Genomic DNA, 14,990 nt, shown 5'->3' on the forward strand with positions numbered 1-14,990 from the left:
ATTTAAGCATTTAGAGATTCTTCACTATCTTTTTCCATACTTTTTTGAACAACATAAGCTAATGCTCCACCTATTATTCCTCCTATTGCTAAACATATAAATGTTGGTATTGAAGATGGTAATTCAACTACTCCATTCATAATTAAATCCCTTACTATACAAGTAGTTCCTATTGCTGTTGCCATATCAACAAAAGATCCTTCTGCTGAATTATGTATAAGTCCAACATAATGATTCATAAACCACATTAAGCCAATTATAACTAATGCTGCAAACCAACCTCCTATTATCCCATATGGTTGTGCTGAAAATGCTCCCCATACTCCTCCTGCAAACAAGCCTGCTATAGTACCACCTATAGCTGTTCTTAAGATAGCCATTATTTTAGTCCCCCTTTAATTTAAATATATTTATAATTACTGACCGTAGTAAGCGTTTTCTCCGTGTTTACGAAGATAGTGCTTATCTAGAACGTAATCATTTATATTACTAATACTTGGATTTAAACTCTTTGATATAAAATTCATTTTAGAAACCTCTTCTAATACTACTGCATTATGAACTGCATTTTTAGAGTCTTTCCCCCACGCAAATGGACCATGGCTAGCAACTAATATACATGGTATGCTAAGGGGTTCTATATTTCTTTTCTCAAGTTCTTCAAGTATAACTAATCCAGTATTTTTTTCATAATTATATTCTACTTCATTTTTACTTAACTCTCTAGTACAAGGTATCTCTCCATAAAAATAATCGCTATGAGTAGTTCCTAATGGTATGATACCAAGTTTAGCTTGAGCCCATCCAGTTGCAAAAGTTGAATGAGTGTGAACTACTCCACCTATTTCCTCATACTTTTTATAAAGCTCAATATGTGTATCTGTATCTGATGATGGTTTTAAATTTCCTTCAACTACATGGCCGTCAAAATCTACAACAACCATATCATCTACTGTCATCCTATCATAACTAACTCCACTTGGTTTTATAACTATTAAATTTTTTTCTCTATCAATTCCACTTACATTACCCCAGGTAAATATGACTAAATTATGTTTTACTAATTCTAAATTAGCTTCAAAAACTTCTTTTTTTAAGTTCTCAAGCATTATTAATCCCCCTAAAAATTTAAGCAAGTACACTTACAGTATTTTCTTTAACTTCTTTTTTAATATTTTTTAATCTTATCATAGCATCATTTATTCCAGTTCCAAAATAATCATGTAAGATTTTATATTCTTTATATAATCTTTCATAAATCTCTACATTTTCTTCAATTGGAACATATACTTCATCTTTTAATCTTGCCATATTATTTGCTGCTTGAACTATATTATCATATCCGCCTGCATCTTTACCTGCTGCTACTGCTGCAAACATAGAAGATCCTAATGATGTAGTTTGTAATTCTGCAGATACTTTTATTGGTATATTAGTTATATCAGCATATATTTGCATTAACATATTATTCTTTTGTGATAATCCACCACAAGCATATAATTCATTTATTGGCACTCCATGTTCTATAAATGATTCTATTATAACTCTTTGACCATATGCAGTTGCTTCTATTAATGCTCTGTATATTTCCTCTGGCTTAGTATGAAGAGTCATTCCTAATATCATTCCTGTTAAATCTGCATTTACAAGTATAGATCTATTTCCATTAAACCAATCTAGTGCTACAAGACCACTTTCACCTGGCTTTAATTTAGATGCTTTTTCTTCTAATAATTGATGTATTCCTATATTTCTTTCTTTAGCTTCTTTATAATAATTTTCTGGTACACAGTTATTTACAAACCATTCAAATATATCTCCAACTGCAGTTTGACCTGCTTCATATCCATATAATCCTGGAACAACCCCATCTTCAACTAATCCAAATATTCCTGGAACTGGTTTTTCTTCTTCTGATATTACAATATCACATGTTGAAGTTCCCATTATCATTAACATTTTTCCACTATCTACAACTCCACATCCTGGAGCTGAAACATGTGCATCTATGTTACCACAAGATATTGCTATCCCTGGATTAAGTCCCATCTTTTTAGCCATTTCTGGTAGTAATTCTCCTGCTTTTTCTCCTAAAGTCCTTACTTCACCAAATAATTTTTCTTCATAGAAGTTTTCTAACTTTGGATTTAACTTAGCCATAAATTCTTTAGTTGGATATCCTTCTTTTTTATTCCATAATGCCTTATATCCTAAAGTTCCATTACTTCTTACTAATCTTCCTGTCATTTGCATCGTTACCCAATCAGTTCCTTCTATAAATGCATAAACTTCATCATAAAGATCTGGATCATCGTTAACTAATTCAAATATTTTAGGTAATAATAATTCTGAAGATATTTTACCTATTCTCTTATAAAATCCTTCTCCCATTTCTTTTGCTAGATCATTTATTATATTAGCTTCTGGTTGACCACCATGATGCTTCCATAATTTAGTCCAAGCATGAGGATTATTTTTATATTTATCAAGATTACAAAGTGCTTCACCTTTTTCATTTATAGGTAATACTGTACAAGCTGTAAAGTCTATACCTATACCAATTATATCATCTTTGTGTACATTTGAATCTTTTACAGCTTCTGGAACTGCCTTAAATAAAACTTCTAAATAGTCATTTGGATTTTGTAATGCCCAGTCAACTGGTAATTCTTCTTTAGTTGTTGGAAGAACCTTATCTATAACCCCATCTGAATAGTTATACACTGATTCTCCTACTACAGTTCCATTTTCGCAATTAACAACTACAGCTCTCCCTGATTGCGTTCCATAGTCTATTCCTATAACATACTTCATTAAAAAACTTCCCCCTTGAATATATTTTTATATTAATATTTATAAGATAACGTTTTCTAAATATCTATTATTAAAGGGCTTATATTTATCTTGCTAGCCCCTTAATATTTTTATTTAGATAATGCTTTTTCTTTGTAATATTCATTTGGTATAACTTTACTATACTCATCTAATAATCTTAAGTCCCATAATAAGTGACTTATAGTATATCTATCTCTTATTTCTTTGGCATATAAAACTGCATCTTGTAACATTTCATGACTTATAAATGAATAATCATAATCTAATCCTATAGAATCATATATATCAATTATTTCTTTAGATGATGGACCGCTAGAAAGTAGTTCTACTATTTTTTGTTTATTTTTATGTATTGAATTTACCCTTTCTAATCTCTTAGATTCTGATAATGTATCATTTTTTTCACATAAGCTAAATATTTCATTTGATGCTTCTTTATATTTACTTAATATATCTTTTTTCCATTCATCTAAACTGAATTTATATTCTTTACTTTCTTCTAATTCTTTATTTGTATTTACTAATCTTTCTCTTAATCTTTGAGTAAGAACTGTACCACATGCTACTTTTTCTCCATGTGATGGTATATCAAAGTTTCCTAATAATGATTGAATTTCTATATAATGTGATAAGTGATGTTCTGAACCTGAAGCTGGTCTTGAATTTCCTACGAATGCCATTCCAATTCCTGTAAGAACTAAGCTATCCATTAAGCTTTTTATTCCTGAAGTGTTTCTATTTTTTATATTTTCTGCCTCTTTTAATAAATTATTTATTGAGTAATTAACTAAGTCATATACTTCCTCACATACATACTCATTATTTACTATTTGACCTAATCTCCAATCTTTTAAAGCAGAGAATTTACCCATTATATCTCCAAATCCAGCAAGTATCATTCTGTATGGAGCATTTTTTAATATTTCTATATCTGCCACTATAGCCTTCGGAAGGTTAGCTGGATATGTTACTTTTAAATTGTTTAAAGTAAGTGCAGATACATTTGATGCATACCCATCCATTGAAGGAGCCGTTGCAATAACCATATATGGCTTATTTAATTTATAACTTGCATATTTACATATATCATTTATTACTCCAGATCCAACTGCTATTATAAACTCATTACCTGGATTAAAATTAACCATAAGTTCTGCTAAAGATCTTTCATCTGGAGTTAATTCATGGTCTCTAACATAAACCATTGAATTTATATTAAATCCTTTATTTTCTAAAGCCTTATTTATTTTCTCATTACATACTTTATAAGTGTTATTATCATATACTAAAAATAAATTTTTATATCCGTACTTATTTAATAAACTTTCTAGCTTATCAATTGCATTATCTTCTATTATTACATCTTCTATAGAAACATTATGATCTCTTTTACAGCTACAATTTTGTATTCCTTTTAGTAAATTTTCTATGGAAATATTATTATTCATTTATTTTCCCCCACTTTTTTATTATTCTATGCTAATACATCAACTTCTTTTATATTACGATAAATATCTTTTACTGAATTAAATACATAAGTTGGATTTATATCCGACATTTCTAAGTCTCCCATAGTAGCTTCCCCTGACAATACTAATACAGATGTTATATCTGAATTTATTCCTAACATTACATCTGTATATAATCTATCTCCTACCATAGCCATTGTAGACTTTTCTATATTAAATTTTTTACTTATAGCTTCTACTATACCTTTGTTTGGTTTTCCTATTATATAAGGTAACTTTCCTGTTGAAGCTTCTATTAGCTTTATCATTGAGCCAGTATCTGGCATATATTTTCCACCTTCAAGGGGACAGTTTAAATCTGGGTGAGTTGCTATATATGTAACCCCTTCTCTTAAATAATCGCATGCTTTCCATATTTTTTCATATGTAAGAGTTGTGTCAAATCCCAATACTACATAATCAGGCTTTTCATAACTATCATTAACTAAGGTTATTCCATGTTTTATAAACTCTTCTTCTAAATCTTTTGTTCCTAATAAAAATACTTTTGGATTTTTACTTTCTTCCTTTAAGTATATTGCTGTAGCTTCCCCTGATGTAAATATGTTTTCTACTTGGCAATTTATTCCTAATCTTCTTAACTTTTCTACATAAGTTATTTTTGATTTTGAGGAGTTATTTGTCATAAATATATATCTTTTATTTTGTTTTTCTAATTCTTCTAAGAATTCCTTTGCTCCATCAATCAAATCATTTCCCAAGTATATCGTTCCATCCATATCTAATAAAAAACATTCCACATCTTTAATGTTTGTATTCATAATAATCTCTCCCTGAACCAAATTTATTTTTTCAGTTTCCCTTTTATTTGTTTTTGTTTTTTATTTTTTATAATTAATTTCATTTACGTTTATAATTATATGGTAGTACCCTAATTATTATTTCGCAACCATTTTTTAATATTTATTATCTTTTCTTTTCTTTTTTTGTTATTTATCTTTCTTTTCATTTTATTTTTATTTTTAAATTGTTTTTTTATTTTTTATATGATATATTTTTAGTAAATTATAATAGTGAAAAATGATAATTTATATAAAATATGGAGGTGATACCTTATGCTAACTCTAGAACGACATAATCAAATAATGGAATTACTATATAAGAATACTAGAATGACTACTAATGAGCTTTGTGAACAATTAAATGTTTCTGCAGCTACTATTAGAAATGACCTTAACTTTTTAGAAAAAGAACAGCTAATAAAGAAATTTCATGGTGGTGCTACTTTACCAGATCAATCAAATAATCTTGAATTTCATAAAAGAGATAAAATAAACAATATAGAAAAAGAGAATATAGCTAATGAAGCTCTAAATTTAATAAAAAACGATCAATGCATTTTATTAGATGCAAGTTCTACATCATTAGCACTTGCTAAAAAATTACATATATTTGACAGACTAACTGTAGTTACAAACGGAATTTACGCTATGTTAGCTTTAAAGGATGTACCTAATATTACAGTTATATTTATAGGTGGTATAGTTACTAAAAACTCTGGATGTACTGAAGGTCTACTAGGAGTTGATTTATTAAGTAAGATAAATGCTGATATATCTTTTGTATCTGCTCATGGATTTACCTTAAATGAAGGATTAACTGACTTTAATATTTATGAAGTTGAGTTAAAAAAACAAATGTTAAAAAGATCTAAAAAATCAATTGCTTTATTAGATTTTTCTAAGTTTGAAAATGTTTCAACAGCATCTTTTTGTAAATCTAATGAATTAGACTTAATAATAACTGATAATAAAGCTGATAATAAAGCTTTAGAAAAATACCGTAATGCTGGTATAAATATTACAGTTTGTGAATAATAAAAAGGGCTACCTAATTTTTAAGGTAACCCTTTTTTATATTTTATTTAAAAAACTAATTCTTTATTATTTTCTACTACTTTAATTGCTTTTTCTACTACATTATCTACAGTTAATCCAAATTTTTCAAATAAATCATTTGCATTTCCTGATTCTCCAAAATGATCTAGTGATAATATATCTCCATCAAGTCCTATATATTTATGCCATCCAAATGAAGATAACGCTTCTACTCCTAATCTTGATCTTACTTTATTTGGAAGTACACTTTCTTTATATTCTTTACTTTGAGCATCAAATAACTCAAATGATGGCATACTTACAACTCTTGAATCTATACCTTGTTCTTTAAGTTTATCATATGCTCTATATATAAGTTCTACTTCAGAACCAGAAGCTATAAGTATTATATCTGGGTTGTCTTTTTTAGAATCCCTTAGTATATATCCACCTTTTAATGCTCTTTTTCCATCACCTTCGTATAAAGGTAATTTTTGTCTAGTTAATACTAGTGAAGTTGGTGTAGTTTTATTAGAAATAGAATAATACCATCCTGCTGCAGTTTCTTTTGAATCTGCCGGTCTAAATACAGTCATATTAGGCATACTTCTAAGAGCTGCTAATTGTTCTATTGGTTGGTGAGTTGGTCCATCTTCTCCAACACCTATACTATCATGAGTTAATACATATGATATAGGTAAATTCATTAGTGAAGAAAGTCTCATTGAAGCTTTCATATAATCACTAAATACAAAGAATGTAGCACAAAATACTCTTAATCCGCCATGAGCATACATTCCATTACAAATAGCTGCCATTGCATGTTCTCTAACTCCAAAATGAAGGTTTGATCCACTTTTATATTCTTTTGAAAAATCACCTTTATCCTTCATATAAGTTTTATTAGATGGAGCTAAATCAGCTGAACCACCTATAAGATTTGGTACTAAATCTTTTAATCTATTTATTAATATTCCCGAAGATTCTCTAGTTGCCATTTCTTTATCAAAACTCCAGAATTCTTCATTTTCTAATAAAGCTTTTTCATTTATATCTTTATTAAACCATAAATCATATTCTTTAGCTAATTCTGGATATTCATTTTTATAAGATTGTAATAATGAATTCCAATTAGCTTCTTTTTCTTCTCCAGATTTTATGTATTTATCCATATTTTCATATACTTCGCTTGGAACTTCAAAAGGAACTTCACTTGGCCAATTAAGATTTTCTCTAAAAGCTTTTATATTATCTATTCCTAGTGGCTCTCCATGAGCAGATGCTTTTCCTTCTTTTGCAGGACAACCATATCCTATCTTAGTACTTACTATTATCATAGAAGGTTTTGAAGTTTCTGCTTTAGCTTCATCTATAGCATTGTTTATAGCTTCTATATCATTACCATCAGAAACTTTAATAACTTGCCAGTTATAACTTTCGTATCTCTTAGCAACATCTTCTGTAAATGCTATATCAGTACTTCCTTCTATAGAGATTTTATTAGAATCATATAAAACTATAAGTTTTCCAAGCCCTAATGTTCCTGCTAATGAACTTGCCTCTCCTGATATACCTTCCATTAAACAACCATCACCTACTATTGAGTAAGTATAATGATCAACTATATTATACTTTTCTTTATTAAATTTATTAGCTAAATATTCTTCTGCAATAGCCATACCTACAGCATTACATATACCTTGTCCTAAAGGTCCTGTAGTTATCTCAACACCTGGAGTATGATTATATTCAGGATGACCTGCTGTTATACTTCCTGTTTGTCTAAAGTTTTTTATATCATCTATACTTACTTTATATCCGAATAAATGTAATAATGAGTATTCTAACATAGAACCATGCCCTGCTGATAAAATAAATCTATCTCTATTTTGCCATTTTGGATTTTTTCCATTATGATTCATTTTTGACCATAATGTAAATGCCATTGCAGCTGAACCTAAAGGTAATCCTGGATGACCTGAGTTTGCTTTTTGTATAGCATCTGCAGAGAGTATTCTTATTGCATTTATACACTTTTCATTTAAATTAGAATTCATCTTTATTCCCCCTAATAGTTAATACTTTATTTATTAAAAGCATCTTCCCAATCTTTTTTAAACTTTTCTAAACCTTGATCTGTTAAAGGATGTTTTAACATTTGATACATTAATTTAGCTGGAACTGTTGCTATGTCAGCTCCTGCTTGTGCTGCTTCTATAACGTGTATAGGAGTTCTTACACTTGCTGCTATAATTTCTGTTTGTATATCATGCACTTTAAATATTTTAGATATACTTTTTATTAAATCCATACCATTCATTGATATATCATCGATTCTTCCTAAGAAAGGACTTACATACGTTGCACCAGCTCTTGCAGCAAGCAAGGCTTGTGGTGCTGAGAATATTAATGTTACATTTGTTTTTATACCTTCTTTAGAAAGAATATTAGTTGCTTTAAGACCTTCTTCTGTCATAGGTATTTTTACAACCATATTAGGATGTATTTTAGCTATTTCTCGTCCTTCTTTTATCATATTTTCAACATCTTCACTTATAACTTCTCCACTTATAGCTCCATCAACTATTTCAGTTATTTCTTTTATAACTTCATTAAAATCTCTTCCTTCTTTAGCCACAAGAGATGGATTTGTAGTAACTCCACAAATTACTCCCATATCATTTACCTTTTTTATATCATCAACATTAGCTGTATCTAAGAAAAACTTCATATTAATCTCCTCCTTTTACACCTTAGTATAAGTTCATATATTCAGGTATACCATTTTTATAATTTATACTTACTTCACCTTGTATTAAAGGTTTTAAATAATCTATCATTTCTTTTTTAACATCATTTCCATTTGAATTTATCCAGCTTAAGGGAACTTTCTTTTCTAGATTTGCAACATTCTTAATATCAGTAGTAACAAATTCGATTTTATATGGATTAGAACTTATCCTTTTAATGCCTACCATTACTCCTGAATTTCCTTCATTAGCACATTGAAATGCCTTCATGCCTAGAGCTTTAGACTCATCTAAATCAGTTTTACTTCCTATATGTCCTGCACATCTTTGCATTAAATTTAATTCTATAGACCTTACTTTGCAGCCTATTTCATTTCTTACTATTTCCTCAAGAACTCTTCCTGCACCAGCTATATAATTATGACCAAATACATCTTTAACACCAGATTGTACTTCATCAGATATATATTGACCATTTGAATTTTTTATACCTTCACTTATTGCTACTATAACTGAGTTATTATCTTTTAACTTTTCCTTTACATCATTAGTAAACTTATTTATATCAAAATCATTTTCACATAAATATATAAGATTTGGTCCAATTCCGCCATTTAATCTTGATAATGCAGATGAAGCAGTTAGCCATCCTGCATTTCTTCCCATTACCTCTACTATAGTAACTGATTGTGTATTATAAACAGAACAATCTCTTTCTAATTCAGAAAAAGTTGTTGCTATATACTTAGCTGCTGATCCAAATCCTGGACAATGATCAGTTTCAACTAGGTCATTATCTATCGTTTTTGGTGCCCCAATTATATTTATATCATCTATATTTTTTACTCTACAGTATCTACTTAATTTTTCTACTGTATCCATTGAGTCATTCCCACCTATGTATATAAAGTAGGCTATAGAGTATTTTCTTAACACTTTTATTATTTGTTCGTATTGATTTTCACATTTATCTATATCATTAAGTTTTAATCTACAAGATCCAAGAGCTGCTGCTGGAGTTTTATAAAGTAAATCCACATCACTAGTATCTTTTAATATTTCATTTAGTTCTATAAAACTTTCTTCTATAACTCCTTGAATACCATTCTTGGCTCCATATATTTTATTTATATTTCCAGAAATCTTAGCCATCTCAACTATTCCAGCTACTGTAGCATTTATTGCAGATGTAGGGCCTCCTGATTGAGCAACTAAAATATTTTTCATATCTTATACTCCTTCCAACTCAGTGTCTGATATTATGCCTTCTTTAGCCATTTTCTTCTTTAATCTTTTATCTAAAAACGCAACTATGAATGGGCATAAGAATAATGTAACTATTGATGCAGTTGCACATTGAGCAGTTGCCATTTCTGTATATGGTGCCATTGATGGATCTGCCTCTGCTACTGCTGCTGGCGTCATTGATGAATTTAGAGCAGTTGTACCAATTGCTGCACCCATTGCACTTCTTTCTTCTTTTTTAAGACATAAGTTATATAAGAAATAAAATAAAAATCCTGTTACAGTTGATATTAATCCAAGTAGTATTCCAGATGCTCCTGCTGTTGCTATTGTTGCAAGATTGGTATTAGAACCTATTGCTATAGTCATAAAAAAAGTAACTATAGGTTGAGCTTTTTTACACATATCTTTAAAATCACTATCTAAATTTCCCCATATAAAACCTATTAATATAGGTATTATTGTTGCTATTAATGAATTTATTGGAATAGTTGCAAGACCTGTTGCTCCTAATGCAACTAATGTAAAGAATGGACCATCATTTAATGAAAGTACTGATACTGCTCCTGTATCTGTGGCATTTCCAAACTGAGATGATAAAGAAATATATAAAGAACTATTTGAATTAGTTATTGCAGCTATCATAACCATCGGAGTAATTCCTAGTATTCCATTGTCACCGCATATTTTAGCTACTGTTAATCCCATTAAAACACCTACTATAAACTTCATTCCTGTTAATACTGTCCCTTTATAAAGAGGTAATCCAACTTGCTTTATGTTTATAGCAGAACCACATATAATTAAGAATAATCCCATCATTGCTGGTTGGCCATTTTTAAATAAACCAGTTGTAAATCCACCTATTTCAAAAAACTGAGGAAATACAGTATTTATAAAAACTGCGATTAATAAAGGAATAATTACAAGCCCACCAGGAATCTTTTGCATCTTCGATATAATTTTCATGTATAATCAATCTCCTTATTTTTATTTATTATATAACTATTATTTCATATACATTTTTTAAGTTAACTTATTATATAGGTCAATGTTTTACATTGACCTATATATGACTTTATTTATATATTCATTGCAGTTTTTGTATTCTTTTCATATTCACAAATTCTATCTACTTTATCTTGAGAACCTCCACCTGCAAATTCACAAGTTAACCATATTTCAACTAGGTATTTTGCAAGCTCTGGAGCTACAACTCTAGCTCCCATACACATTATTTGTGCATTATTACTTTTTCTAGCACGTTCTGTTGAATATGGATCGTGACATACTGCAGCTCTTATCCCTTGTACTTTATTTGCAGTTATTGCCATACCTATTCCCGTTCCACAAACAAGTATACCTCTTTCGTTATTTCCTTTTTGTATAGATTCTGCAACCTTTATAGCTACATCTGGATATAATACTTTTTCATCAGATGTATATGTTCCAAAATCTTCAACTTCAATCCCTTTTCCTATTAATAATTCTTTTACACTTTCTTTTAAATCAAATGCTGCTTCATCGCATCCTATAGCTAATTTCATCTTTATTTCCTCCTTTTAATTTAAACTTTATAAAGCTTTTTTAACTACATTTAAAGCACTATCTACCATAGCTTTAAAGTTCTCTCCCTTTAACCCAAATCTACCTATAAATAATCCATCAATATCTTCATATTTTACTAAATCTGGTGCAGTTTCTGGACTTACAGAACCTCCATATATAACTCTTATTGAATTTGCTACTTCTTTTCCATACTCTTGTTCAATAATTTTACGAATATATTTGTGAGTTTCATTTACATATTCAGGACGTGCAGCCTTAGGCTGACCTATAGCCCAAACTGGCTCATAAGCTAGGATTACCTTTTTTCTAAAATCATCACTTAAACCTTCTAAAGCCCATTCAACTTGTGTTTTTAAAGTTTGTTTTCCAATATTGTTATCTAAATCTTCTTTAGTTTCTCCTATACAAACTACAGGTATTAAATCATACTTTTCACAAATCTTAACTTTTCTATTTACTAAGATATCGCTTTCAGAAAACATAGCTTTACGTTCTGCATGACCTAATTCAACATAAGTACAGCCAATTTCTTTTAATACATTCGCTGGGACTTCTCCTGTATATGCACCTTTTTCTGCAAAACAAACATTTTGAGCTCCATATTTTATATTACTTCCTTTAAATTCTTCGCTTACTGTATGTATCATAGGAAATGTCGGTAATATAAATATATCTACATCTTCAACTTTTCCTACTTTATCACATATATCTTTAGCTAAGTTTTTTCCATCAACTATAGAATTAATGTGCATTTTCCAACTTGAAGCAACTATCTTCCTTCTCATCTTTATACACCTTACTTTCTTTTTTAGATTCTTTGAATAATCGATTGACTATATCAACCGCAGTATTTTCACTTCCTGTTAATCCACCTTTACCTATAACAGGCATTTTATTATATTTTGACCCTACTAACTTTCCAACATCAGCTTGTGGTATTACATAGTCTATAAGCTCTATACATTCAACACCTAATTGACGACATACACTTACCATTGTATCCCCGCCAGTCATATATAATCCTGCAAACTTATCTCTTCCTAATTTATCTAAAGATGACCATATTATATATCCTAATGAAGAGTTTATTCTTTCTGCACAAGAACCATACTCATATCCATGTTTCTCATCTTCTTTATCCAGATTTAGTAATTTTCCACTAAGAGCTGTCTCTAATAATATTGACCTTGGTTGATTTTTTTTACTTACAAGTTCTACAACTTTATCAATAGCCTTTTTAACTTCTAACTCAGCTTCTACTCCTCCATTTATTAAGGCTCTTGGATTAACATGTATTCTTACATTCCTTTCATCACTACATAAAACTTCCATTTGTTTTTTAGTTACTGGAGTAGCACTACCAGCTGCTATTAATACAGTTTTTTCTTCTGTGTAATCCTCTTTTATATTAACGTTTTCCCAAACTTTATTTGACATATATCCATTATGATAAGCTAATCTTTCTGTAAATGGTCCAGGGTCAACTGCAAGTACATTCCATCCCAATTCAACTACTGCACTTGCTATTGTATCTACATCTTCATCATCTATAGCATCTACAACTATTATTCTATTGCCCTCATCCTTTGAGTATATAAGTGATAATTTTACACTTTCTTTTCCACCTAAAACATAATCTAATCCAACAAATCCAACTTTTCTCTTACTTTGATCTTGTAAAAGTCTTGGTATATAATTTTCCTTTACAGGAGTTCTAACATCATTTGCTGCTGGAGTCTTTGTTAAAGCAACTCCATTTATAACAGAAAATCCACCTACTAATACCCTATTAGATTTTGGCATAGAAGGTACTACTATTGCTACATAGTCATCTCCTATTTCATCTAACATTGCATCTATTTCTACACCTATTCCTCCACGAAGAGTTGTATCTATTCTTTTTGAAAATTGCTTTATTCCCATTTTCTTTAAAGCTTTTGTTGCCTTAGTAACTTTTTCATAAGCTTCATCTGATGGTAATGGTCTACTGTTACTACTTACAATTATCCCTGTGTATTCATTCACATTCTCACATTCCTGTGCAGCAACTTCATTAAAAAATGCTGCTGTTTTTGCTCCTGACTTGGAAAGTAATACACCTACTGTAGTAGCTCCAGTTAAATCGTCTGCTACAGCCCCTATAATTGGCAAGTTACTTCCTCTCCCTTCTTTTCACTATTTCCATACATCATCTTTGCATATTGAGAAACCACTTTAGTTGATTCAATCATACTAACAGCACCAGCAATACCTTTTCCTGCTATATCAAATGCAGTTCCATGGTCTACTGAACTTCTTATAAATGGTAATCCAAATGTTAATGTTATAGATTTTTCAAAATCTAAAGTTTTACAAGCAATATGTCCTTGGTCGTGATATAAAGAAAGGATTGCATCATATCTTCCTTGTTTACCTAAGTTGAATACCGAGTCTGCTGGAACTGGCCCTGTAACATTTATACCTAATTCCTTAGCAGCTTCACAAGCTGGTATTAACTGTTCTATTTCTTCTCTACCAAATAGTCCATTGTCTCCACCATGTGGATTTAATGCTGCAACTGCTATTAACGGATTTTTCATATTTAATTTTTTTAATTCTTTATATATATTTTTGATATTATTTAGAACTTCTTCTTTTGAAGCAAAATCACATGCATCTTTTAATGACATATGACGGCTAACAAAGAATACTCTTAATTTATGAACTGAAAACATTGTAAGAGCGTATGGAGAATTTGTTTCATCTTGATATATCTCTGTATGACCTGCTTGCTTTACTCCTACTAATTTTATTGCTGATTTGTGTATTGGAGCAGTTGATACTGCATGAACTTCTCCTTTTTTTCCTAATTCTATAGACTTCATTATGTAATCAATACTCATTTGACCTGCTAGTTTTTGTATTTTCCCATATTCAATTGAGTCACAATCATAATCTCCTGTTTCTAATACATCCATTGTTCCGTATTCATATTTTGCTTCTGATGGAGACGTTATTTTATTAATATTTAAAGTAACACCTAATACTTTCATTGCTCTTTCTAAAATTTTAATACTCCCTATAATAAAAGGTTTACATTCATTATATAAATCCTTGTCTAGCATAGTTTTAACAACTATCTCTGGTCCAATACCTGCTGGATCTCCCATTGTTATAGCTGTTATTGGTCTAAATTGATTATTTAATTCCATTATTCTATACTCCCCCTGCAATGTTATTTTCATTTACTTGTTTTTATATTTATA

14 protein-coding genes are annotated in these 14,990 nt (G+C 29.8%); 1 reads left to right on the forward strand and 13 read right to left on the reverse strand.

What is annotated here, in order from left to right:
* Positions 1-2: 2 nt before the first annotated feature.
* The 5 genes from I2A66_RS08115 to I2A66_RS08135 form a co-directional block, all read right to left on the reverse strand.
* On the reverse strand, positions 3-380 hold the full coding sequence (locus tag I2A66_RS08115; RefSeq protein WP_122638794.1) for a Lin0368 family putative glycerol transporter subunit: 378 nt from the start codon (positions 378-380) through the stop codon (positions 3-5).
* Between the two features lie 36 nt (positions 381-416).
* Positions 417-1,109: an L-ribulose-5-phosphate 4-epimerase gene (locus I2A66_RS08120; RefSeq protein WP_195251401.1), complete on the reverse strand. Its 693-nt coding sequence runs from the start codon at positions 1,107-1,109 to the stop codon at positions 417-419.
* 19 nt (positions 1,110-1,128) lie between these two features.
* On the reverse strand, positions 1,129-2,814 hold the full coding sequence (locus I2A66_RS08125; protein ID WP_122638792.1) for a ribulokinase: 1,686 nt from the start codon (positions 2,812-2,814) through the stop codon (positions 1,129-1,131).
* Between the two features lie 110 nt (positions 2,815-2,924).
* Positions 2,925-4,283: a sn-glycerol-1-phosphate dehydrogenase gene (locus I2A66_RS08130; protein ID WP_147515920.1), complete on the reverse strand. Its 1,359-nt coding sequence runs from the start codon at positions 4,281-4,283 to the stop codon at positions 2,925-2,927.
* Positions 4,284-4,309: 26 nt separating this feature from the next.
* Positions 4,310-5,125 carry an HAD-IIA family hydrolase gene (locus I2A66_RS08135; RefSeq protein ID WP_122638790.1) on the reverse strand — a complete coding sequence of 272 codons (816 nt, stop codon included), beginning with the start codon at positions 5,123-5,125 and terminating at the stop codon, positions 4,310-4,312.
* 294 nt (positions 5,126-5,419) lie between these two features.
* Between I2A66_RS08135 and I2A66_RS08140 the strand changes: the two genes are divergently transcribed.
* A complete protein-coding gene (locus I2A66_RS08140) occupies positions 5,420-6,181 on the forward strand; it encodes a DeoR/GlpR family DNA-binding transcription regulator (RefSeq protein ID WP_195251403.1) in 762 nt (253 codons plus the stop codon).
* Between the two features lie 47 nt (positions 6,182-6,228).
* Here I2A66_RS08140 and tkt read toward each other — a convergent pair whose 3' ends face one another.
* The 8 genes from tkt to pdxA all read right to left on the reverse strand — a co-directional run bounded on the left by tkt (position 6,229) and on the right by pdxA (position 14,936).
* Positions 6,229-8,238 carry a transketolase gene (gene tkt / locus I2A66_RS08145; RefSeq protein ID WP_147515918.1) on the reverse strand — a complete coding sequence of 670 codons (2,010 nt, stop codon included), beginning with the start codon at positions 8,236-8,238 and terminating at the stop codon, positions 6,229-6,231.
* A gap of 26 nt (positions 8,239-8,264) precedes the next feature.
* The gene (gene fsa, locus I2A66_RS08150) at positions 8,265-8,912 is read right to left on the reverse strand and encodes a fructose-6-phosphate aldolase (protein WP_122638788.1); all 648 of its coding nucleotides are present in this window, start codon (positions 8,910-8,912) and stop codon (positions 8,265-8,267) included.
* Positions 8,913-8,934: 22 nt separating this feature from the next.
* The gene (locus I2A66_RS08155) at positions 8,935-10,158 is read right to left on the reverse strand and encodes a 6-phosphofructokinase (RefSeq protein ID WP_147515916.1); all 1,224 of its coding nucleotides are present in this window, start codon (positions 10,156-10,158) and stop codon (positions 8,935-8,937) included.
* Positions 10,159-10,161: 3 nt separating this feature from the next.
* Entirely contained in the window at positions 10,162-11,145 is a 984-nt protein-coding gene (locus tag I2A66_RS08160; protein WP_147515915.1) for a 2-keto-3-deoxygluconate permease, read from the reverse strand.
* Positions 11,146-11,258: 113 nt separating this feature from the next.
* Positions 11,259-11,723: a ribose 5-phosphate isomerase B gene (rpiB, locus tag I2A66_RS08165; protein ID WP_122638785.1), complete on the reverse strand. Its 465-nt coding sequence runs from the start codon at positions 11,721-11,723 to the stop codon at positions 11,259-11,261.
* A gap of 27 nt (positions 11,724-11,750) precedes the next feature.
* Positions 11,751-12,530: a triose-phosphate isomerase gene (gene tpiA, locus I2A66_RS08170; RefSeq protein WP_122638784.1), complete on the reverse strand. Its 780-nt coding sequence runs from the start codon at positions 12,528-12,530 to the stop codon at positions 11,751-11,753.
* Positions 12,487-13,896 carry a four-carbon acid sugar kinase family protein gene (locus I2A66_RS08175; RefSeq protein ID WP_122638783.1) on the reverse strand — a complete coding sequence of 470 codons (1,410 nt, stop codon included), beginning with the start codon at positions 13,894-13,896 and terminating at the stop codon, positions 12,487-12,489. Before I2A66_RS08175 ends, tpiA begins: the two co-directional genes overlap by 44 nt.
* On the reverse strand, positions 13,884-14,936 hold the full coding sequence (gene pdxA, locus I2A66_RS08180; RefSeq protein WP_147515914.1) for a 4-hydroxythreonine-4-phosphate dehydrogenase PdxA: 1,053 nt from the start codon (positions 14,934-14,936) through the stop codon (positions 13,884-13,886). Before pdxA ends, I2A66_RS08175 begins: the two co-directional genes overlap by 13 nt.
* Positions 14,937-14,990 lie beyond the last annotated feature (54 nt).

Origin of the sequence: Romboutsia sp. 1001713B170207_170306_H8 (genome assembly GCF_015550495.1) — a bacterium.
Classification (GTDB): Bacteria; Bacillota; Clostridia; order Peptostreptococcales; family Peptostreptococcaceae; genus Romboutsia_E.